Source organism: Polaromonas aquatica (genome assembly GCF_042659145.1).
In the GTDB taxonomy this organism is placed as follows: Bacteria; Pseudomonadota; Gammaproteobacteria; order Burkholderiales; family Burkholderiaceae_C; genus Polaromonas; species Polaromonas aquatica.
The window spans coordinates 14,059-36,157 of record NZ_JBHSRS010000017.1 but is presented as its reverse complement, the minus strand read 5'-3'; the positions used below and the strand labels follow the sequence as shown (position 1 = coordinate 36,157).

At 52.8% G+C, this 22,099-nt stretch carries 23 protein-coding genes; 1 reads left to right on the top strand and 22 read right to left on the bottom strand.

Annotation, left to right across the window (positions count from 1 at the left end; all coding sequences use genetic code 11):
* Positions 1-120: 120 nt before the first annotated feature.
* From ACFQND_RS08095 to ACFQND_RS08015, 17 genes are all read right to left on the bottom strand, one after another.
* Positions 121-330: a hypothetical protein gene (locus ACFQND_RS08095; protein WP_377412950.1), complete on the bottom strand. Its 210-nt coding sequence runs from the start codon at positions 328-330 to the stop codon at positions 121-123.
* Complete coding sequence (locus tag ACFQND_RS08090) at positions 327-602, bottom strand: hypothetical protein (protein ID WP_377412947.1); 276 nt, start codon at positions 600-602, stop codon at positions 327-329. Before ACFQND_RS08090 ends, ACFQND_RS08095 begins: the two co-directional genes overlap by 4 nt.
* Before the next feature lie 169 nt (positions 603-771).
* Positions 772-1,497: an ERCC4 domain-containing protein gene (locus ACFQND_RS08085; protein ID WP_377412944.1), complete on the bottom strand. Its 726-nt coding sequence runs from the start codon at positions 1,495-1,497 to the stop codon at positions 772-774.
* 2 nt (positions 1,498-1,499) lie between these two features.
* The gene (locus tag ACFQND_RS08080; RefSeq protein WP_377412941.1) at positions 1,500-2,108 is read right to left on the bottom strand and encodes a hypothetical protein; all 609 of its coding nucleotides are present in this window, start codon (positions 2,106-2,108) and stop codon (positions 1,500-1,502) included.
* Between the two features lie 227 nt (positions 2,109-2,335).
* A complete protein-coding gene (locus ACFQND_RS08075; protein WP_377412939.1) occupies positions 2,336-3,394 on the bottom strand; it encodes a hypothetical protein in 1,059 nt (352 codons plus the stop codon).
* Between the two features lie 271 nt (positions 3,395-3,665).
* On the bottom strand, positions 3,666-4,436 hold the full coding sequence (locus tag ACFQND_RS08070; RefSeq protein ID WP_377412936.1) for a hypothetical protein: 771 nt from the start codon (positions 4,434-4,436) through the stop codon (positions 3,666-3,668).
* 270 nt (positions 4,437-4,706) lie between these two features.
* Positions 4,707-5,111 carry a hypothetical protein gene (locus tag ACFQND_RS08065; RefSeq protein WP_377412933.1) on the bottom strand — a complete coding sequence of 135 codons (405 nt, stop codon included), beginning with the start codon at positions 5,109-5,111 and terminating at the stop codon, positions 4,707-4,709.
* 108 nt (positions 5,112-5,219) lie between these two features.
* On the bottom strand, positions 5,220-5,570 hold the full coding sequence (locus tag ACFQND_RS08060) for a hypothetical protein (protein WP_377412930.1): 351 nt from the start codon (positions 5,568-5,570) through the stop codon (positions 5,220-5,222).
* 273 nt (positions 5,571-5,843) lie between these two features.
* Positions 5,844-6,248: a PRTRC system protein C gene (locus tag ACFQND_RS08055; protein WP_377412928.1), complete on the bottom strand. Its 405-nt coding sequence runs from the start codon at positions 6,246-6,248 to the stop codon at positions 5,844-5,846.
* A gap of 10 nt (positions 6,249-6,258) precedes the next feature.
* Positions 6,259-6,771 carry a PRTRC system protein E gene (locus ACFQND_RS08050; RefSeq protein ID WP_377412926.1) on the bottom strand — a complete coding sequence of 171 codons (513 nt, stop codon included), beginning with the start codon at positions 6,769-6,771 and terminating at the stop codon, positions 6,259-6,261.
* Between the two features lie 88 nt (positions 6,772-6,859).
* Entirely contained in the window at positions 6,860-8,563 is a 1,704-nt protein-coding gene (locus ACFQND_RS08045) for a PRTRC system ParB family protein (protein ID WP_377412923.1), read from the bottom strand.
* A 177-nt stretch (positions 8,564-8,740) separates the two neighbouring features.
* Complete coding sequence (locus ACFQND_RS08040) at positions 8,741-10,027, bottom strand: nitrilase-related carbon-nitrogen hydrolase (RefSeq protein ID WP_377412920.1); 1,287 nt, start codon at positions 10,025-10,027, stop codon at positions 8,741-8,743.
* Positions 10,027-10,686 carry a hypothetical protein gene (locus tag ACFQND_RS08035; protein WP_377412917.1) on the bottom strand — a complete coding sequence of 220 codons (660 nt, stop codon included), beginning with the start codon at positions 10,684-10,686 and terminating at the stop codon, positions 10,027-10,029. Before ACFQND_RS08035 ends, ACFQND_RS08040 begins: the two co-directional genes overlap by 1 nt.
* A 200-nt stretch (positions 10,687-10,886) precedes the next feature.
* Positions 10,887-11,282 (bottom strand): bactofilin family protein, encoded by a 396-nt coding sequence (locus tag ACFQND_RS08030; protein ID WP_377412914.1) that lies wholly within the window; start codon positions 11,280-11,282, stop codon positions 10,887-10,889.
* Between the two features lie 7 nt (positions 11,283-11,289).
* Complete coding sequence (locus ACFQND_RS08025) at positions 11,290-12,243, bottom strand: hypothetical protein (protein ID WP_377412911.1); 954 nt, start codon at positions 12,241-12,243, stop codon at positions 11,290-11,292.
* Positions 12,244-12,256: 13 nt separating this feature from the next.
* Entirely contained in the window at positions 12,257-13,270 is a 1,014-nt protein-coding gene (locus ACFQND_RS08020) for a recombination directionality factor (protein WP_377412908.1), read from the bottom strand.
* 63 nt (positions 13,271-13,333) lie between these two features.
* A complete protein-coding gene (locus ACFQND_RS08015) occupies positions 13,334-14,317 on the bottom strand; it encodes a hypothetical protein (protein ID WP_377412905.1) in 984 nt (327 codons plus the stop codon).
* A gap of 305 nt (positions 14,318-14,622) precedes the next feature.
* Between ACFQND_RS08015 and ACFQND_RS08010 the strand changes: the two genes are divergently transcribed.
* A complete protein-coding gene (locus ACFQND_RS08010) occupies positions 14,623-15,411 on the top strand; it encodes a PD-(D/E)XK nuclease-like domain-containing protein (protein ID WP_377412902.1) in 789 nt (262 codons plus the stop codon).
* Here ACFQND_RS08010 and trfA read toward each other — a convergent pair.
* The 5 genes from trfA to ACFQND_RS07985 form a co-directional block, all read right to left on the bottom strand.
* On the bottom strand, positions 15,408-16,436 hold the full coding sequence (trfA, locus tag ACFQND_RS08005) for a plasmid replication initiator TrfA (protein WP_377412899.1): 1,029 nt from the start codon (positions 16,434-16,436) through the stop codon (positions 15,408-15,410). The two genes, ACFQND_RS08010 and trfA, sit on opposite strands and share 4 nt — an antisense overlap.
* A gap of 1,131 nt (positions 16,437-17,567) precedes the next feature.
* Positions 17,568-18,560 (bottom strand): ParB/RepB/Spo0J family partition protein, encoded by a 993-nt coding sequence (locus ACFQND_RS08000; protein ID WP_377412896.1) that lies wholly within the window; start codon positions 18,558-18,560, stop codon positions 17,568-17,570.
* The gene (locus ACFQND_RS07995; RefSeq protein WP_377412893.1) at positions 18,550-19,239 is read right to left on the bottom strand and encodes a nucleotide-binding protein; all 690 of its coding nucleotides are present in this window, start codon (positions 19,237-19,239) and stop codon (positions 18,550-18,552) included. Before ACFQND_RS07995 ends, ACFQND_RS08000 begins: the two co-directional genes overlap by 11 nt.
* 56 nt (positions 19,240-19,295) lie before the next feature.
* The gene (locus tag ACFQND_RS07990; protein WP_377412890.1) at positions 19,296-19,514 is read right to left on the bottom strand and encodes a hypothetical protein; all 219 of its coding nucleotides are present in this window, start codon (positions 19,512-19,514) and stop codon (positions 19,296-19,298) included.
* Between the two features lie 632 nt (positions 19,515-20,146).
* Positions 20,147-22,045, bottom strand: coding sequence for a phosphoadenosine phosphosulfate reductase domain-containing protein (locus tag ACFQND_RS07985; RefSeq protein WP_377412887.1), 1,899 nt, complete (start codon positions 22,043-22,045; stop codon positions 20,147-20,149).
* Positions 22,046-22,099: the final 54 nt, after the last annotated feature.

Here is a 22,099-nt window from a genome sequence, read left to right as displayed (position 1 = left end):
AACATTTTCGAAGAAAAGAAATGGCCAGCAATGGCCATTTTTTGTTTATGAGGATCACCACACTCCCCGCATCATGCTCCAAAGAGCTTTTGCGGAGGTGGAGCGGGCCCGAATGCACTTCTACAGTGCGCCTTGGTCAATGGCCTTTTGGAGCCATTCCTGAGCCTTGTTTTCGGGCATGTAGTCCGAGAAGCGATTGCAGGGAACCTGCATACCGTCCTCAGCCTTGGTGGTACCAACATAAAAGCCCCGGGCACTTTGCATCACCTTGGGATCACTGACGGTCCCGTCCGGTACATCTTCAGTGACTTCTTCAATTGTGCTGCTCATTGCTCAACTCCTTCAGTTTTGGTCCACTCATCTTTGAGTTTCGCAATTTTTGCCTCTGCGGCTTTTTCCTGGCCATATTCCCAGCCATGGGCCAACAGTGGGACATCTCGAATCATGGCCGGCACTTCGAAGGTGCCGGCGCAATAGTCGTGATAGCCTACAAATTCCGCGTCAAAGAACGCATCATTGATGGCCTCAGCCCCCTTCTCATCATCAATTACTGCGAGCACTACGGCACGTGCGTATGCCACTCGTGTATTCAATCCACGCATAGAGTTTCCTTGTTGAAACCCAGGCGAAGGACCGTACCCAGGGGGACGTAGTCCCCTGCCGGGTAAGTTTTAGAAGCGGGTCAGTTGACCCTTGTTTGACGGCTGGCACAAGACCAGCGGATTGGACAGTGCCAAAACATGACCAGTTTATCCAAACCTTGAGGCATTGTCACGACCTGGCGACGTTGAAAGCCAGGAGTTCGCGGATCTGATCGGCAGTCTTGCGGCCAATACCTTTGACTGCACACATCTCCTCGACCGTGGCGGCAAAGACCCGTTCGGCGCTTCCAAAGTGCCCAAGCAGTTTCTTTGCAGTGCCCGGCCCACACCCCGGCAGGCCTTCGACCGCGAATTGTGCAAGAACCGCCAGATCCTTGGGTTTACTTCCGCGCAAGCTGATTTCATATCCAAGGCCCTCCTGGGCGTGACGCGTCGCAACCTCAATGAAACTTGCCGTCTCAGCTGCGGACCTGGAATACAAAAGGCCGACACCCTCAATGACCGTCAACCAGGACAGGGCGCCGCGCAGCGCATCAGGATTTATCGCTGACCTCGTGTTGAAAACGTCCCCTTCTATCAGGATGATGGGCCTTGAGTACGTGGCCTTCATTTGCGCGACCTGGCCAAAAATCCTCTTGTCAATGATCGAATTGATCATGTCCGTGGCTTCTTTCCGTTCGAGGACAACATCGTGGGAAAGCACAAAGTCGCCCACTGCAAGCTCAGCATATTCAACTGAGACGACTTGACTTCTCTCCAGGATCTGCGTGACACCTGATCTTTGCTCGCGCATGTCTACCGAGATGGGGAATTTGCCTGCCATATGGACCCTCAAGTTAAATTGGCACCAAGCATACACACGCTGAAAAACGTGGCAATGCTCCATGGTGTTCATTTTTAGTCGCCGGCGGCAGCTCTGCCATCACCACCAGCCGAAACCTTCAACTTCGCCAGCGCTCCCTCGACGTCTTCCCGCCGAAGGGCACTTGCCAAGACTGTATTTCCCAGATCTGGACGCCTTGCCATGATCACCAGGTCGATCAAACCGTCTGACCGCATGCAGGTTATCGGTTCGGATGTGATTTTTATCCATTCCTCCTGCTTTTTCTTTGCAAGTTCCCTTGCAGCATCCACAGAGTCGGCAATTCCTAAATGTGAGGATCGATCCCAAGCCCCGCCGTTAAGGGCCCGCGCTTCAAATGTTCCATCACCGCGAGAGACGATGAACGGTTTGTCCCACCACTTATCGAGTTCCTTTTCCGAACGGTCTTCGTTTGGCGTGTTATCAAAATTGGGGGGGAGCACAGGGTCCAGGGGAATCTCATCACCTTCTTGTGCATTGCGTAAGCCGTTGGACAGGGCCAAGGTTCGCCAATCTGGATATCCTGCCAACTGGGCCTGCTCATCCAGCGCCAGCGTGTATGGCTTGTCGGGGGTGGTGCTCTTCTTGGCCTGTCTTTTGGCACGGGTCAGAAGCGTATTCGTGGGAGGTAATCGTCTATGCATCAAAACTCCATTGGTGAATACCGCGCCCGCTACAGTCCCACCTGGAGTTGATGTGAATCTTGGTGCTATCGCGTCGAAACACGTGCGCCTTGCGGGCGGCAGGCATAAGCAGAATGCCAGACCACATTATTGACCATGAAAACGCAAAAAAACCCAGCACTCCGTTTTTAAGGGAGGACTGGGCTTTTCATATTCTGGCAATTTGTTTTAGTCGCGATCAACGCGAATCAAGCAAATGCCGTTTCACCAAACAGCGATTCCTGCTGGATTGGTTCAGAAACCAGTTTTGGCTTCCAAACCAAAGTTTCCATGTGCATGAGGTGGTAAATGAGGTGGTTGTCATCGTTGGCAACACGCCGAACATCCCCCAGACTGGTTTCGAACTCCGTTGATTTCTGACCGAGATGATCAGCAAGAGTCTGAACACGGTCACGGCGGTACTGCTGGTCAGCCGGAAGGCCGGCAACCGACACCACAATACGGGTTTCATCGCTGGCCATGGGCGCAGTTTTGACCGCATCGCGGAATGTCTTGATCGACTTCCTGAAGGTTCCAGGATGGGCCAGTTCGGTCAATCCATATCCCTCAACGAACGTTGCAGTACACGAGTAGGCAGCACCCGACGTGCGAAAAGTGCCGTTAGGTTGCTCAAGTATCAAGGCCTCATTGTCGATTGCGAACATCAAAGGGACTTGAGGCTTGTATGTCTGATCCTTGCCTGGGGTATACCCCAGATCGCTGCTGCGAAAGCCTTCCATCTGGTTGACCGCATCGAAGCGGCCGATGAAGCGCCATGGACCCAGCTCATTGCGATGCTTCACATAGATCGCGCGAATAAGCTCGATGTCATCGTGCAAAGCCACTTCGATGCCATCCCCACTTAGGGCCTTGACTGCCTCGGAAAAGCCTTCATCTTCCAGCCCTTTCAGTACCCGCTCGCGCAAGGACTCAGGAATGGTTGCATAAAAGTTTTCACCAAAGGCAATCTTGTTCCTGAAGTTGCCCATTTCGAGGGGCGTAGCCATTTCGCTCAGCCAATCGCCAATATAGGATTCTGGCTTGATGCAGCCGCCACGCCCCTGCAGGCCACCCCCTTCACAGGATGAGCCCGAAGCAAAGATCCGTGCCATCACATCTTCGAGATAGCCAAGCCCGACACAGGACCAGTGTGGATGATGCGGGTAGCAGTTTTTTTCATAGGTCTGCTCAAAGAGCACGTAACCGGTTTTTCCATTTCTGGACTTGAACGCGGCGACTTTCTTTCCAACGGTGACTGTTGCACCCATACTGATTCTCCAAAAAAAAATGGGGACCAGCCCCTTGCGGGAGTTGATCCCACAAGGGTAATGAGCGGCCGAAAATATCAGCCTGGTTAAGGAGTGCACAAGGCACGCAATCGAATGGACACAAAGACGGTATACCGTTTTTGCATCCATCATGGATTCCAGAAACCCTTGATTCAAAGGCTTTTGGAATCCACCCGGCATTGCCGGGGGACTCGAAAGGTCTTGGGTCGAAACCCAGACCAAATACACGCACTCAGCGTTAGGTTGTCATTCAGAACGCCTCGTACTGCGATTCACCAGTTCGCACATTGCAAATCTCTCTGCAACGATTCGTGAACTCGGCAAAGCCGATGAGCCCGCGGTTCAATAGGTCTCGAACTTCTTGAACACGAAGGCCGATGGTCCAGGCCGGTGTTGCTGCCACACGATCAAGTGCACCAGCGTCCTGCACGGGGTAATTGCCAACCATACTTTCAACTGCATCAAGAAATGTCTTGTAGCACTCATGGCCAACCATGCCGTTTTCGTCAAAGGACTGGATCCGCCATGGCATCTTTGAATACTCAGTTTGGACGTTTGGGCAAACAAAGGCCCATGCCATGCGTGAAGCGCTTCGGCATTCGATGCCTACTGGGTTTCCCGCGTAGCGTTCCATCAGATCAGAAAACGCCTTTTGTTGTGGCGCTTCCTGCTCGATCAAGTGCTGCTTGAAACCTTCCTCCAATGAACCAGAGTGGATTCGCATCCATTGCTGAGTTTGGTAGCGGGGTTTCCCGTTATCCGCCATCTCAGACCCTTGGCGCCGCTGGAGTGGTACATAGTCCATATCCCACATTGCCTGGTCAACGATCCTGGTGATGCGATCAGGGTCAAGATCATCATCCACCGTGAGCTCAAAGCGGGTAATCGTGCTTTGATTCAGCGTGTTGTCCGCTACAAGAGCATCGAATTTCTGTTGGCAGGTTTTGCCATCGATATACCAGCGAACTTCACCGGCATCGCATGACTCAATTGCAATGCAGGGTACTTGTGTTTTTGCCATGTGATTCTCCAAATGAAATGGGAACCACATCACCCGTTCGGGAAATGGATTCCCGAGGGTATGGCCGCAATGGGCCGGTGTGTTGAAGGCCATCACGAGGATGGCGAAATTGGCATGAGCCAAAAGCGATTAAATTCTATCAGCTGGATTCGTAGGCCACAAGAAAAAACCCACCAGCAAAGCCAGTGGGTTAGTTCAAGTTTCCTTCAAAAGGCAGCTTCAGGCGAATTCGGCTGCAGGGTGTGCAACGTCGAACGCTTCCTCAAACTTTTAGGTCAAGCTCCAGATCTCCAGCTGCGAGAATTCCAGGTTGATGCGCCGGCCCGTGTCCTGGAAGTAGCCCAGCTCCAACAAGGCCTCACGCATATGCGCATTTTCCTCGTAGGTTTTGACTATGACCTCGCCAGGGCCACAATCATTTGGCCGGTGATTCACCGTAAGACTCAAGTACGGCTCCCACCAGACATCATCCACCTTGCCATCTGAAACCCAGACCTGCAATGCCAGGGGCGAACCCACATAGGCATAGCGACCCGCTTCAAATGCAAAGGTCTCATCTGTGTCCATCACACCCTTGGCTGTAAAGCGACCAAAGATGCGGGATTCAAACGGACGTTCTGAGCCGTGGCTGGCCATCAGTGCCATATCGAAATTTGTTTTCTTCAACGTCGTCATAAATACTCCATGTACTTTTTGCCCACGGAGCCTCCCACCCGGGATAGCTCCCGGTTGGGCGATTGTTGAAATTACCTGATTGAGGTGTTGCTACCTTCCAATCAGGATTTACTTCCCAAGCCTTGCAAGGCAGTCGCGAGCTATGCTTATGAGCACCTGCTTTCGCCATGCCGCATGCAATTTCATGGCCCTGCTGTAGCGTCTTTCCAGTGCTGCCTGGCCGCCGGCCGAGTAGCGACTGTCCTGCGCCTTGCTGGTTGTCCTGTATGCACTGTTCTCCCAGATACGGGCGTAGCGAGCAAACTCGCGTTTACTGATAGCCCCCTGGAAGTACATTTTTTGCGCTTGGCTAAAGGTGCATTGCGAACTCACCAGTTGGGCAATCCCGTACTTGCTGAACGGAAGCCTCTGGTAATCCGGTGTTTCAATGTCAGTGGGGAGCAATGCGCTTGCGCTCATAGGCCACCCATCGCCACGGTACTTTGCCGAACTTTGAACGCGAAAACACGATTTGATCTTTTCATGTGATCTCCAAATAAAAGGGAATCACATGACCCGCTCGGGAAATGGATTCCCGAGGGGTATGGCCGCTATGGACCGGGTGTTGAAGGCCACCACAAGGATGGCGAAATTGGCATGTGCCAAATACACATTAATTTTAGCAAGACGACGCGGAAAAGGCAAAAAAAATCCCGCCGCAATTAAGCGACGGGATTTTCTATTCAGAGCAACTTAGCCCCAAAAGCCAAATGCCTCACGAGGCATATGCAATGGCCGGCCAAATTTTTTAGATTTGGCAATTTCTGAAAGACGTACGTACACGCCTCCCATACTACCGATCAGCCCTGCGTCCATAGGCTTTTGCTTGCCTTCCTGGACTTCGCCACGCGCAATTGCTTGCAGCCTGGTTCGCAGTGGCGAGGGCAAAGGACCTCGGCCCTTTGCGCCTGCCGCACGGCGTAATGTGTAGGTTGCTACGTTGTCCTTGGTCACTGGGCCCTCAACAACAGCAGTGTTCAACTCCTGGTAGTGGGGCACATAGAACTCACGGACCGCATCAGGTTGCAATGCCGGATTCGGATCAGCAAGCTTGATGCCGTTGTAGATGAAAACACGAGAGATTGTTATTTCTTTCATCATTTTCTCCTTAGAACAAGCTCACATCCGTCGATGTTGCAGCCGGAGCTGCTTCACCGCCTTGAGGTACTTCGTCGGGCTGGCCTCCAGCTCCATCCCCGCCGTCATCACCATCGTCAGGTTCATCCAGGAACCCTGCATTGGTATTGCGGGGTTTCGCCGGCTTGGTGCCAGAGGTTGCAGAGGTCGAGGTGCGTGCCGGCGTCGATGGCTTCGCCTGCTGCGCCTTCTTCGTGGCTTCACGCGCATCTTCCTGCGCCTTGTCCATAACGGCCACGGTCACAGCGATTTGATAGTTGATGTCCACAGCCGCGCTAACGTAGGTTTCGAGCAGCCCTGGAATCTTCTCATCGAGCTCTTCTGGCGATGCCAGAAATGCACGAGGCGGCACGGAGATGCCGGTCTTGCCTGCATCACAGACCGGAAGAATCTCCAGTTGCATGTCATTACCCACCTGACGCATCGTGAGGTGAACCACAACGCCCGCTTTTACCAGGGGCGAAAATTTCGTAAACAGTGTCATTTTTTTCTCTAAGGAAATACGAATGCACTGCCCCCAACGGGCATGTGCACCCGAAGGGGTTAATTGATGATCAAACCAGCGCGGTCAATTACCAGCGCATGAGCGCAGGAATCTTTCCAACGTAGTCGTAACCATCAATAGCGAGGATGGCCTTGATGTAATCTGCCTTTCCTCCTACTTTCAGCTTGGGATATTCCTTCCCAATTGCCTTGTCCAGCCCGAGCTCAATGCACACGGCATCAACTTCGGTCTTGGTCAGCAGATCAAAGAAGGCTTCATTGACCTTCCAGTGTTGCTCGATCTTGATGTCCAGGGCGGTCATCATTTCGGCAATTGCATTGATGCTCAGATCGGTTCCGACGAAAGCCGGTATCTGTTGCATCGAATCTCCCAGGCCCTTCTGGTCAAGCTTCAGGAGTGAACCCAACAGACCACCAGCTTCAAGCGAAGACAAATCATCGTGTCCGATCACTTTGCCCACCGCCTTGGTTGCGTCGCTGTGTGAGAGCGTACGCGGGCTGTGAAGACACAATGCAATCAGCAGTGCACGGCTTTGCGCTACGGGGAGACGCAATGCAGCACGCTGGAAAACCTTGCGCCATACCGATTCGCGGTATTCCTTCACCGCATTTCGCGGTTCAGAACTTGCCGCCTTGGTAGGTGCTTTGGCTGCCTTCGTACTATTGGTGCCTTTGGGCGCCGGAGATTTCTCCTTTGCTTCATCGGCCCCGGCTGCTCCTGCAGTTTCCTGCTCTTTTGCGGCCGCTTCGGTTTGCTGTTCAGCCTTGACGCGTGCATCCACCTTCTCTGCATTGCAGGTTGAGTTGAAGCACACATCCTTGAAAGACATGCCCAGTTTGTCCGGTGCCGCAGAGATGCAAGCGCCAAAGTCACCGCATGTACGGCAAGCCAGCGCCTGATCTTCGCCAACACCCTTCGCACCAGTTGCGCGCAGCGGTACGACTGTCATGTTGTCGCCAGGACGCACGATTCGCACCACCTGGTAGTCACCAGTCAGCGCTTGTCGGCGGCTCTCCAGCTCGGTTTCCGTCTTCTTTTCGTAACACCCGCGGTTGGTACAGCGTGTGCCTTCAAAGGACGTTTCGAACATGGCCTGTTGCTTGCCAGTGTTGTAGTGGCAACCACCACACTCACCTTTGTCGAAGATGGCCGCATCGAGGTTGAGCAAAATCTGCTCAGCCATGGCCTTGAGTTCAGGAACCGTGGGCACCTTGGGGCGTGCCAGCATTTTCTCCAGAACACCATCCTGCACGTCCTTGATGAGAGCTGCCAGGATTTCGACGTGACCCAAAAGGATCTTTTCGTCGATGTAGGCATCACGCACCTTGTCGGTGGCGTTCATGAGGCCCAGGCGCGCATTCAGGGTATGGGGTGACCATCCGAGCCGCCTGGCTGTTTCTTCACGGTCTCCATTGAGAAGCCCCAGCATGCGTGTTGCAGCTTCCGCATCTTCAATGGCACTCGTGTCCTCACGAATCTTGTTTTCACTCACCATCGCCGCAGTGGCTTCCGCATCAGTCATGATGCGAACCATTGCACCAATTTCGGCCTCTTCGCCAAATGCCAGCTCAACGGCTCGGAGCCGACGATGACCTGCGACCACCTGATATGCCCCATTCAAGGGACGGATGAGGATGTCTTGCAGAAGTCCTTGACGCTTGATGTCTTCCACCAGCTCATCCATCTTCGTCTTGTTAAAGCGACGACGGTAGTTAAAGCCAGCTGTAATTTGCCGGATAGGAATCCGGACAGACTTTTCGTTTTGATTCATTGGGTTTTTGCTTTCCAAAAAGGAAAAGCGAGAACCCAATACCCCTTCGGGAATTGAATTCCCGCTCGGGTTGAAATTGGCGTGTATTGCACACGCGAGTCCTCAAAACAGAGGAAGCGCAGTTATCTTATCAAAGAAAATGCGGCAAGAGCAAGGGTAAGCTCCAGCAATCCCGCTTTAGTGTTCCTTTTTTGGCCTGTTCTCAGCACGCAATAGGTGCTTGCCGAATAGTTTTGCAATACCCTCGCTGTGTCGCGCCTGGATAGTCGCACCCAACTGATCTTTGGACGCCCAGGTGTTCGCCATCACCACCACAATGTTATGAGCATCTTTCGCTTCGTTGATCAGACTTAGAAACGGTATGTACTCTTCATAGCAGAAGATGACACGTGCCCTGACACCATCAGACAAGGTCAGGAGGTTATTGGCGGTCCAGTTTGTCAGGAATGAACCCGAGGCCTGCCAAGGCTTCCATAGCGCAATTGGAACTGTTTGGCGGGCTATGGCGGTCGCTGTAGTGCCATTTGGGTAGAAGGCAATCGCGGCCGACTCCAGGTTGCCTGATCTGGTTGGCAAATCAGCACCCAGAACGATGGTCTGCCCTGCCCTGGCCGCCGCGTCAATGATTTCCATTTTCAGAACCAGATACAGCGCAGGGTCGTATCGTTGGATGGCGGCTTCTGGATAGATCAGCACGTGCACGTCGGTTTCCTTGGCAAACCTTTCGTTGGTTCGGCCAATGCGTTCGATGCGCTGCAGGATCTCCCAGTCATCCTGTGCGGCTCCCCAATTGGTGCTGACCGCTGCAATTTCTCCTACAAAGCGACTTTCGATGGGGTAGTACGCATAGACGCCGGCGCCCGCCACTGCACCCGCCACAGGGATGAAAAGCAAGGTCATCTTGTGAAGGGGCCAAGGCGACCTTGAATAAGTCCACATGAAAATTGCTGGAACGGCAACACTAGCCAAAACGCCAATCCAGCCCGTTCCCGGCATGATGTTTCCCCACGCTACGATGGGATGCCCCATCACGACCACAGCAACTGGCGGAAGCAGTGTGACCGCCCATGCCAGCACGCTAGCTGCAGCCTTTCGCCAGGGGACATTGGATGAAGTCCAGGCAAGCGACCATGCCAGCCCCCCAATCACACCTGAGCCCAGCCACAACAGACTCGCCGTAATAAAGCTGCCGTCAAACCACGCGGCCATGAACGCAGGTCCAGCACGCTCTGTTGCCAGCACATAAGCCAGTCCCATGAGGAAGGCTCTGGCCCGTGAGCCAGATATTCCAATGGCAAATGGCAATACCGCGGCCAGGAACGGCAAGCGCCCTTCCCCCCATGCCCCAAACCCGATGAACGCACCCACGGCGACGGCGATCAGAAGCGGCAGGCCTTTGGACTGCGCTATTTTGTTCAGGCGCAATTGCATTTCATTTTTCCTTGTCAGGTGGAAGAACAACATTAAGGGGCCGATCTCTTGGATTTCTGAACGCGCATGTTTTCCATCACTGCGATGCGCCCCAATATTGCCAGTTGGATGGCCTCCCCCATCGCTGGCGAATTGGCGGCCATTGCCCGTATCACGAGATCTAGCCATGCGTGAACATCCGATGGGCCAACGGGCACAGCAATGCCGCGAGCGCCTTGCTTTACCTGAACAAACAGCTTTTCGCCTTGGTCTGCAATCACCACGAACTTGTTGGCTTCCTGTCCATGGTTGCCCAGCTCAAGCGGGTTCTCCAGCATTCCCAACAGGGCACATGCCAACAGGGGAAGTTCCCTGCGCATGAATTGGAAAGCGATCTTGTGGTCCCAGTCATAGGTTCTAGGCCCTACCGCAGTCGCAGCCTCAAGAATCACGGTTTGAAGGACAACACCGTCATCGCCCTTGGTGCGTAATTCATCCATTTCCACCGTCAGAGCGGCCTTTAAGCCGTAAATGTGGTGTTTTGCTCGGAATGGCTTTGTCTCTGTGTAGGTCGCCTTCTTTGTTCGCGCAGGTTCAATCGCTACTAGCGCTTCAACACGATCAGCTGACTTTTTGGCGTGGCGCACTGGAGTCGGCATTGGCTCTGGAAGCTCAATCTGAATGCTCTTTGCCAATTCAAGAATTGAAAGCATCCAATCCCAATCATCGGGACGTTCGGTTCCTCGCTCCAGGCGAAGTAAGACTTCGTATAGCCGTACTTGGTCAGTTTCACAAACTGCGTTTATGCAGGCATCAATGCGTTCAAGCCCTGGGGACCGGAACCCTCTTTGAGTGAGAACCTGGTTGACCCACTTTGGACTGAATTTCACTGCGTCTCGCTCCACAAGCCGATTCAGGCACGGTCCTTACGCCCGGTACGAATGCGTCCATCTACCTGTGCGCCCTCATAGGTCTTGAATACACCGGCCGTGATGTCTGCCTTGGCTTCCAGGGTATCGGCCATGAAAGCCGCCCCGCCCACAGTGAGTTGGCTTTGCTCGCCACCTGGCTTTTGGGCAATGGTGCCGAACAGGTAGGCATCCTGCTTGCAGTCAAAGTCGCCCGAGATAACTCCTCCTTGCATGAGCACCAGAGGCCCATCCGAAACCACAAGGGTCCCCTCGAAGTGACCCTGGACCAGCAGTCCACCAGAACATTCCAGCGTCCCCGTGGACTTGGTGCCCGGTGCGATGCGATTCACGATGTTCATTCCCACCGGGTCAATAACGATTGTTTCTTCTGATTTCATGTCTGACTTACTCCAGCCGGTATTCTTTGGCGTTAGTTTTCACAATGCCTGCATTTCCATCAATACTTTTGATGATCTCACCCGAAGGCAACTTGTCACCAACAGCGAATTTTTCGGGCAATCTGGTAGCGGTATTGGTGAATAGAGCTGTCTTGCCGTCAGGCGTTACCGCCACCAGACCGGAACCATTTACACGCTTTGGCACGTCCTTGACAGGCATCTTGCTCGTGTTGATTTGCACCCCAGTCACTTCCTTCGCCTTCGCGGCCGTCGCCGGCTCCATGTCCAAAATCACGGCCTCTGGCGCTGCAGGCGTCTTATCCAGCGGTTTTACATCCGCCGGTTTTGCTTCAACTGTCCTTTTGTCCTTGACTCCTTCAGGCATGGCTGCAGGGGCCTGGACATGGGTTACGGCACGGTTCTCGACCACAGGAGATCGAGGGCTTGTGAGACTACCTGGAACGACTGGAACGGCTGGAAGGACTGATGCAGGCTCAACCGGAGAAACCGGCGCAGGCTGCTCGGGGGCGGGCCGAATCCATGGCTCATCCACAGTTCGGACTGCAGCGACTTTCTTTTCAATTCCGGTCGATTTACGGGCATCCGCGACCACAGAAAATGCGTCAGCAGGACCCCTTTTGTGGCTCAAAACGGCATAGATGACAGAAGTGCAAACTATCAATCCTGCAACAACCCCAGCTGCCAGCTTCCAGCTCACGATCAGGTTGCTGATTTTGAATTTGTTTGGTGTTTTGGTCGCGGGAAGCTGGAGGACGTTCTGCGTCTTGGCCAATGATTTCTTCACCATGTCCAGGATGCCAACGTTTGTCTCCCAGCGGCCACCACGCCAACGAAGGGTATTGGAGACATCCGCATGCCCAAGGTCCTGCCCTACAGGCACCCCCATGGAGAGAGGAATACTCTCTCCAACTACCAGTCGTGTGATGTTTTGATTGCTCATCTGAATTCAGAAATTAGGCTTGTGTGGATGACCCGGGGTATTGTGCCTTTTCCTGCCCGGCGCCTTCACCAGCACGGGCCATAGCCTGTGCAATGACATTTTCGGCAAGGGACGTGCCCGAACCTTGTCCTTTTACAGCCGTCAGCTGGTCTACAAACGAGGTGCCGCCATTACGACGGGTAGCCGCAGATGGCCGCTCGGTGTAAAAGTCAGTCACGATTTCAAAATCATCTTCTCCCACACCAACGGTCGCGGCCGTGTAGGCGGAATCGACATCAGCATCCAATCCAGCTTCAGTTTCTTCCGTCCGGGCGAGCTTGGCTACTTTCATGGCTTCAAGTTCAGTCGGCGCTCCCAAAGCAATTTTGAACACATCGAACGAATCGAAGTCGCTGGCTTGATTGGAGGTCTGCCAGATCTGGAGCTTGAGGGGCACATGGCGCAGCCCACCGAAACGGCGTTCCACCAGCTCCAGTTGGCCCTTGAGGGTCTTGTAGGTGTTGTATGACGAGGAACGGACCTCAAACGTGCTGAGTGGGTTCTCTTGGCCAGGAATCTGGACCGACATGCAGACTTGGCGCCGGCACCTGGCGTTCCCCGAGGCTACAAATTCGCAGGTTTCAGGCCCTGCGCAAGGTGCATCCACCACCACCCGAACGTTTTCATTCGACAGTGAGGTGCGTTTAGCCAATTCACCGTTTCCCCGGCAAACTGGCCGTCCATCTGCGTCATAGGCCTGGTAGGCCACGGTCAGGGCATTGCTGGTCTTCCCAAAGAACATGCGGATTGGCACTTCCACCAGCTTTCCGGCTTCTTTATTGGGCTTTTCATCCATCAACTTTTCCCGAATGGGGTGCTTCTCCATGCGCGGGACTTGAATGACTTCTTCCTGCCGGGCCTGGTGGTGGCGGGAAAGGATTTCAATGCTCCCATCAAACACAATGTTCTCTGCACCGGGCTCGGAAGTTGTGGCGATGCGAATGATCCCTTCTGCAAAGGGACGAACTGGAATGGTGCCGAGGTTCATATTTACTCTCCGAATTGATAGTGCGCCAAGAGCGCGTTGCTTATCTATATCAACACACAAACATCAGTTGTCAAGAGTCGATTTGGCGGGTTTCTTGTATTCCGTCTCATGCATGTCCACCGGCACATCAAACATCGGCGCGGTCTGCTGGAGCAGACTTAAAACGTCGCTCAATCCTTGTGTGCCGATCTGGTGCAGGCGCAAGGTGAACTGGGTCAGCCCAACCTGCTTGTTCCGCAGTTTCAAGGTCACTTTCACCACATCTCGGCTTGCAAGTGAAGGCATCACCGTCCAGCCCTCAATACCAACGGCTTCGTTGAGTTTGCTCAACCACAAGGAAATACCGTCCGTGATCGCAAATTGGATACGCTCAGGAGCCAGGACAATCGGCGCTGTTTCCATGTGACTGGCAGATGTGGATGCCTGAATTTGCAAGCAATATTTGATAACGTCCTTCAGACGCTTGTCCATCAAGCCATTGGAACTTGGAAGTTCACGCCAGCCCTTTTGCGTGGACCGGCCAATCACCACGAAACCAAGCCGCGGGGCCTCGTCAGGCAAGGAAATCTGTTCCGTGGTGAATGCGGCACGAACCTTTCCGGTGCCTGGAATGAGTCTTTCCAAGTGGGCGCGCAAGACACCCGGACGCCATGTCGTCACCCAGTCCATTGGAGCAATGTCGTCGAAAAGCGTGGTCCGTCCGTCATCGTTGAACCAACCGCCTAATGCCTCACGTACCTGATTGCGTACCCCTTTCCAGACCTGGGCGTTGTCTATCACATTGCAGCCTTGCATGGTGACTACCGGCAGCATGAAGAGTTCACAGAACACAGTCCGGTCATGGTGCATGTACGCCAGCCGGCTCACCATGCTTGTCAAAGCCTCGTGCGCAGAGTCATTGCTACATTGCTCATCCATTAGCCGCCAGATTGCGGGTTCGTCCGTTTTCGATACAGCCTCATCCAGCTGGTCGATCCAGCTTTTCGAGATTGAATTATCGGTAGCTTCTACTGCAGGGTGTTCAGAGGTGTGTTCTGTGTTTTGCACGGTTTTTTTCCCATTTCTTACATTCAAGTTAACACGGCATTTGTGTTGGTCAAGACCCGTTCTATGACTCTTTTCGAATTCACATCCCAGCCCTTGACGTATCCGGTATTCGTGTTTTCATAGTTAAAAGCACCTGAGAGGTACATATGACACCCGAAACCATTTTGAATTCTTCTGCACTGATGTTTGCCGCAGGCCAAGGCTCCGAATCGGAGAGCACTGCTGGCTTTGCTGCTGGCTCACGCATGTATGCAAACTTGCCCGCTGCCCAGTACCATAGTGATAAGGAAGCGTTGAGCTGCAGCATGCTTAAGCCGCTGCTGGAGTCCCCTGCCCACTTCCAGGCCAACCTGCTTTCACTGAACAAGGCCACCAAGGCCATGGATTTCGGTAGCTTGGTGCACGGCCTGGTACTGGAGCCTCACCTGATTGGCAATGAGTTCTCCATCTACCCCGGCATTGCGGATGGACGGGCGTCCGAATACAAGGCCTTCCTCACCAAGCATGCAAGCCGTATGGTTGTTGACGAGCCAACCTTTGCCCGCGCCCGTAGGCTGGCTGAGAAAATCCTGCACCGCATCGTGTTTGGCCGCGCTTTTGGCGACTTTGTGAACGAGGGCACCCCTGAGGCAAGTATTTATGTGGAAGAGCCGACTACGGGCTTGATGCTGCGTACACGCCTGGACCTCTACCACCCAGAACACAGCTTTGATTTGAAGACCACACGTCATGGGACGATCAATGCCTTCATCCGTGATGCGGTGGACATGCACTATGACTTCCAGGCCTTCATGTACACCATAGCCCGTTCTCTTTACGAAGGCCGGTCAACTCCTGCAAAGTTCGTCTTTATTGCTGCAGAAACAGAGGCGCCCAATTCCATCCACCAGATTACGGCCGGACAATCATTCATGAGCAATGGTGCGAAGAAATTCCAGGAAGTTCTGTCCGTTTACAGCGCGTGCATGCAAACCGGCTTCTGGCCTGACTCTAGTGGCAACGCAGAGGCTGAAATCGAGCCATGGCAGAGTTTTAGCGGCAAGTCCGACTGGAAGGCTGCACTGGGCGGCTACCAGCTCTCTACGGTGCATTAAGCCTTCTTGGTGCGGATCAGTTTTTGTGTGGACCGTTTATCCGCTTTTAGTTTTTCCACCTGCAGCATGTCGTTATCCATGTTGAAGGACTTGAGGAATTTTTTCTCAACCAGTTTGGCCAGGGCGTTACGGACGTTGCGCCGAAAGCTGCTCAGCGTGTCCCTGGACCTGCAGAGTTCGTAAATTTTCCCCAGTGAATTGGGTTCCGGATCACGATGTGTCGAATAGAACGAAAGCAACCAAAGTGCCAGCGTCGATCTGGGACCGATTATCTTTCGCATCTCCCACTCAAGAAGAGTGGTCGTATCTTCCATGAACAGGGCTGAGATGCGTGGTTCAAAGCGGACCATCCATTTGATGTTCCCCGCGTCATCCCGCTCAGTCCAGCCATAGTCACGAATAAGTGACCCGCTGTATGCCGACTCGTGGCCACGAGTCGTGATCTTCAGGCCTGTGACTTTGAGTCGCTCAATACAATCCTGGACACGTTTATACGACTCGGAGTGCATTCGCCAACCGAGGTCTTTCACCACCTGGTAGCCCGTGAAATAGATCGCTTCGGAGATTGGTTTTTTTCTGGCAAGGTTGATCAAGCTTAGCCAGACGCTTAGATCATCCTGCCGCAATTCTGAACCGGTGTACCGAATTTCGTAATTTGACAGACTGGCTATGACCATGTCTGGGACGTACTCACGCTTGTCACTGTTGCCCACAGTAAACAGGCCTGACCGCACTAACGGATTGGGGATACCGCGGTTGTCGTCATCCCAGAGCGGAAGCACCCCTTGCAAAACGCGTTGTTCAAGTTGGCTTTTTGTACGCTGTAAAGCTTCATTCGTCTTTTCGCGTAAGACCTCTGCTGCACGCGAAACCCGTGTTGAAGTCGGTTTTGATGCAGGTTCTGCATCCAGGACTTCGTGGGCAATTGCAATCTTCGGAACTGACCTTCGACCAACGCCACGCTGCTTTGCAACCAGGCTTTCAAGAGTTGGGATGTCTAGGTTGTTGATCGTTGGAAGTAGCATTTTTGTTTGGTTCGCCGTTGTGCCTCGCAATTACATGCTGCGGAGTGGTGATCAGTCAATAGCAACTATTAGCGGATGAACACGGTTTTTTGGTTTTGATTAAGAAACAAAAAAGGCATTTGCATGAAGTTATCCTCAACTCAGCGTGCGGTGCGCCATGACTTTATAAGACTTTATAAGACTTAAGGAGCCCGCAAACCCATTGCTGGCGCGCCTTACGAGAGCTTTACCGTGTCGGATCGCTATTAGCGGAATGACACTACGCTATTAGCTGACTGACATTCCGCTATTAGCGCAGTGTCACTCCGCTAGTACCGGCATCAAGTTATCCACAACCACCTCTACTATTAGCGGATGAACACGGTTTACCAAAATGAAGATCGTCATGTGCGTAAACTGCTATTAGCGGTGCAACACGATTGCTGATTTGCGTGACCTGGCTCGATAGCAGCGGATGAACACGATCGGCTGGCCGTGGCCGGCTGCACTATTAGCGGTCCAACACGATTTGGCAAACGTTCAAGCTAAAGGAGCCATTAGCGGATGAACACGCTCCTCACGTCGGAACCGAGGCGACCAGCATGTTCTGATCGCCAGGGTTTGGGCCGTTAATCACTCTCATTACCCAATTCTGGCCGCAAAACTATTAGCGGATCAACACGATTTCCCCATTTTTGCGCGGAAAGACTCGTTCTACAGGCCACCCTCAGCATTGGTGTCGCGCCTTTTTGTCCATAAACTCCAGGTCACTGTACTGACACAATTCCGCTATTAGCGGACCAACACGATTCATTGAATGTTAAGTTTCAATGTGAGTGCATACTCTCCGTTTTTTTAGCGTCATTCCATCAGCTCGAAAATCTCACACTTCAAATCGTGTTGAAACGCTAATAGTGAGTATTCTTTCTCGGGTCAACCCGTTCAATGCACCGAAAACAGTTCATTGCTCGATTGCGGCAATTGAGAGAGGTCCTGCTCTGTTCCGTTTGCAACGAGAACTTGAGTTCCGCATGGACAGGGAACGCCGGGCGGTCACAGGACGACGAGCATTCAGCTCCAGGCTTATGAGCAGCTGAGTGAAAACAAGCAAGCCACCTCGTAGGTGGCTTGATGGGGGTGCAATCTTCGCGATTACATTGTGAGCTGGCCAGAGAGCATCTGCTCGATGCGCTCCTTCAGCTCAGTCACCTTTTCCTCCGGTAGGCCGCTGAAAGACAGTTCGAGTTGCCCACGCGATGGAAACACTTTGAGCGACCCTTTCACTTCCCCATACTTGACTGGCACCGCTTCCGCACGCATACGCTGTTTGGGACCTTCCAGTTTGGAGTCGATCAAGGACTTGACCTGGTTCCTGCCCATGTCCTTTTTCTTGATCTCATCAATTACGTCCTGGGCCAGGTGCTCAACTTCTTCGGCCTTGTCCTTGAACTTTTCAGCGTTGAAGAGCCGGCTCACTTCATATGCGATCGAAAGTGTCCGAGTTTGGGTGTGGTCGCTCATCATGCGCAACAAGCGCTCAGGGATATCGGTGATGCTGATAGTTTTGCTGACGGTGGCAATGCTCACTTCGAGCTTTGCCGCCAATTCAGCCTGGTTGGCATAAGTGCCTTTATCAATCATCCCTTTCCAGCGAACAGCGTCATCCAGCGCAGTCTGGCTGGAGCGGTGCAGATTGATACGGCGCGACTCTTCGTATTCTTCGCTATCGCTCACTGGCGGAACAACGATCAAGACTTGAAGAGTGGGCAAGGAGGCGTTTGTTGAAGCTTGGAATCGCTTCTGCCCATCAATCACCGTGATCCGGCCGTTCTTGGGGTAACCGATGGCCGGGATGTCTTGTCCCTTTTCCTTGAGGCTCTTGGACATATCGTCCAGTTCCTCATTGCTGTAGAAGACCCGTGCGTTGACCTCGCTGCGCTGGAGCTTGGTCAATGGAACATCGTAAACCTGACCTATTTGCAAAGCACTGATATCAATCTCAGTGCCGTGAACACTCGGCACCAGCGGCACGCTGATTGGAGTCAATGAAGCATCACTGGAACCATTGCTTTGGCTCAGCGCCTTTTGCATCGCCTCATGATCGGTGTTCCGACGAATCAGGAAAGGCTTCGGTTTAGTGGCCATGCTTCACTCCCTTCTGAAAATTTTCGTAAGCCTTCCAGACCTCTTCAAACATCGCCTTGAATTCTGCCTCGGCCTTTTCCCGGTCACGCAAAGGCATTTCAAAGATCGAGCGACCCAACTTGTGTGCGTCACGCCAGACCTTGCGATCACGGACAAGGTTGGAAGTAACGGGGACGTTTGGCAGCGCCTCACGCAGTGCTGCTATTGCATCTTCACCTTCAGTGGAGTTCCAGGCTGCCGGCACCGCGTTTGGACAAATGACCAGCGGAATTTTGCCGTTCTTGTGGTTGCGGTCGGCCTTCTCGAAGGCGTAAGCCAGTTCAACGGTAGATTCCAGATCGCCCTGCCCAACACGAGTTGGTGCGATCCAAAGGTCAACAATCTTTGCCAGGTCGCTTAACCTGGCGTAATCACGGGCGCCAATATCAACAACAACAGCATCGTAAGTCTCGGCCAGCTTACGAATGTGCTCAGTCGGGTCAACCGACTTATCCACGATAACGAAGTTATGTGGCAGTCCATGATGAGTGCGCAATTCACCCCAGCGGCTGGAGGTTTTTTGACTATCAGTATCAACCAGAACCACGCTGTGGCCAAGCTGCGCGAGGTATGCCGCGATAGCGATGGCCATCGTCGATTTTCCGACGCCACCCTTTTCATTCCCAACTTCAATAATCATCTTGAGCTCTCCGTTAAATATGGAGTCCCTGTGGACTCCGGAATCAAATTACATGCTTAGTTCTTGGCTACGCACTGACCTTTGTCGGTCGCAGTCTTGCCAATGAATTCGCACTGACGCTGACGCAGTGCTTTTTGATCGGCTGTAGTTTTGCTCGCTTTTTCCTGTTCGGCCTGTTTGGTTTTCTCCTGCTCGCTCCCAAAGCAGCCTTGCAAAGTCAGGGTCGAAGCCAGGGCGGCAGCCACTAACAGAAGGTGCACTATTTTTCTCAACATTGAATTACTCCTTATTTGTTCTTTGCTTTGTCTATAAAATCCATATTAAGACATGAAACATATTTGTCAATGGGTTACTTGCGCTTTTTAATTGAATTGCCCTTCTTAAATGCAACTTTTATTTGCAGCACCCGTGTATCAAATGCAGTCTTCGGAGCTAACAACTAAGGAGTCAACGCAATGGCAATAAACCTCTAACCGAATCAAATCTTCTGAAACCCTACAAATGGGAAATCTTTCGCACGCAAATTCAACTACCTTCCCGCTATCTCGCAGGGCTTTCGGACGCCGATGAGAACTATCCGGGCTGTTGAGTAAATATGAATCCCCGCATCCTTACGGCACTTTCACCGGTGAAAGTTTGTGAACCCGGCCTGGTTTATTGGTGGAGTGATTAGATGTGTCGGTGATCTTGTACGCGTGAAGCCCTTGATGAACCGCAAGGGATCGTCTTCCATAAAGAGCGTGTGCGCTCATTCTTAAAATACTTTCACCGGTGAAAGTTTTGAAGTTCGGGGTTGCCGTGGCCTGTGTTGCACTGGACGATTGGCTGGTGAAAGTTTCACCGGTGAAAGTATTATTGGCGAAAAAAATCCCCGAACGCACTTTATGAGTGTGTTCGGGGAAAGCTTTTAAAGCTCAAACAGGGAGAATTGGTCCTCTGTTGCCTCGGGTGCGTTACCTACAATTTCCGCGTGAGCTTCGTCCGAGATAGATTCTTGAATCAGGTATTTATCGAGTTCAGCTGGCGTCACATTCAATCGCTCTGCCAGGTGAGTGAAATACTGTGCTCGTTTGGCCATGTGCTGATAACGCCCGACCATACCCGCCGGCAGCTTCACAATGCCTTCGTTCAACCAGAACCTTGCAGATTCCAATGGCGTGTAGAACTGTGTGGCCATCGGCATGTTGGTGGTGCAATAGGTGATTCCGAATAGGACAGCCTCCGTTGCATTAACCGACAGAGTCTCAGCATTCTCGTGCCAGACCACTCGTTTACCACTCACTTCACGATGAGTGATCAGCCTTTCAGGGTGACGGTATGCATTCCACATCTCAGCCTTGTAGTCTCGAAGTCCGTCAGTTGGTACATCACGATCAAAGGCATCTACTTGATACCATCGTACTTGCGGGATGCCTGCCATTTTCGGTACTTTCTCGATTGCCGGGATGGCATATCGACGCCCAAGGGTCTTCACCTGATACCAGATCTCCATTGCCGGGAAGGCACTGTAGGCTCCATGGTGGAGTGACCAAAAGAAGTCGATGAGAACGATGTCTGAATCGCTGACGATCTGGAACTGGGGGTTCGACATGCGAGTGTTCTCTGGCGATTTAGGCAACCGGCCAGAGACCACATCTGCTTCCACCTGTTCAGCCCTCTCCACTTCAAGTTCGTCCAGGGTCAGTGCAAATTTGAGCAGGTCAGTTCGCATGGCCATGTTGTAGACATCCGGCCTGACGGGGACAAAACCAGCAGAACTGATCGATCTACCCACCAGCTCACGACGACCCATATCCCACTGCGTTGCAATGAGGAAGTTGCGAAATGCATTCAGACCTCGAAGGTAAGAATACTTCTCGTCGGAGTTCAGCATAGAGTCCATGCTTTTATCCCGGTCACCAGTGATAGTGCACGTCCAACAACCAAACCTGCTTCCGCAGGGTGCCTTCTTGCCGTCGGCCATAAACATGCCGCAGGTCCCCTCGTTGCCATCCCGGTAAAGGTCAAGCATCCTCCGCACCGTTTCACCCTGCGCATAGGCGGGAAAGGGAGCTATCTGGCCGTCCAGGAACATGATGAGGAATTCCCACACGTCGCTTTCCGTCCAGTCAGCAATGAGGGACAGCGTCAGAAAACCACTCGGGTTCCTGTTTGGCTTCTGGGCCTGATCGCCACGCTTGGTCATTGACCCGTTTCGTGTCGTTGACTCATCCAATCGTGAACCAAGCACTGTTACGGTTTCTTTAAAACCTGCAGCAAGTACCTTTTCACTAATTGATTTTGCCAACCGTTGTTGAGGCTTTACTTTCCAGTCGGTGGCACAACTACGTTTACTTCCGTTCTCTACGAAGCGTGGAAGCGTACCGCGGCCAATCACGCTGACAACAAACTTTGAGGCGTCATTAGGATGAACCAGACGCACATCGACCGGCAACTTGTGAAGTTCAGTCCATCTTGCGATGTCTTCATGCGCTGTCAAAAGCATGTCTTCAACTTCAGGGTTTTCAACAGACGTGCTACTCGATGAGACAAAGTGCATTGCTTGGTTCACGCCACGCACAACGCTGCGACGAATTGCTTCAAGGCAGAGTAGGGTCGTGCTTGAGCTATCCTTGCCTGCGCTTAGCGTCATGACAAGCCCATGGCCATCTTCTATCAGACGTTCAATGGTGGAGATTGCGATTTCGATGCGCTGGGCTAGGGGAGGGCCACTGCGCATTGCAATCACGTGTGCCGAATAACCTGGAGTTGCCTCCTGATCAACCTGGCCAGTGACTGCCGTTGTGGGTACTTGCAGAGCTTGCATTTCAATTCCTTGAAAATGCCGGGCCCTGTCCCCGGCTGGGATCAAGATCCCAGC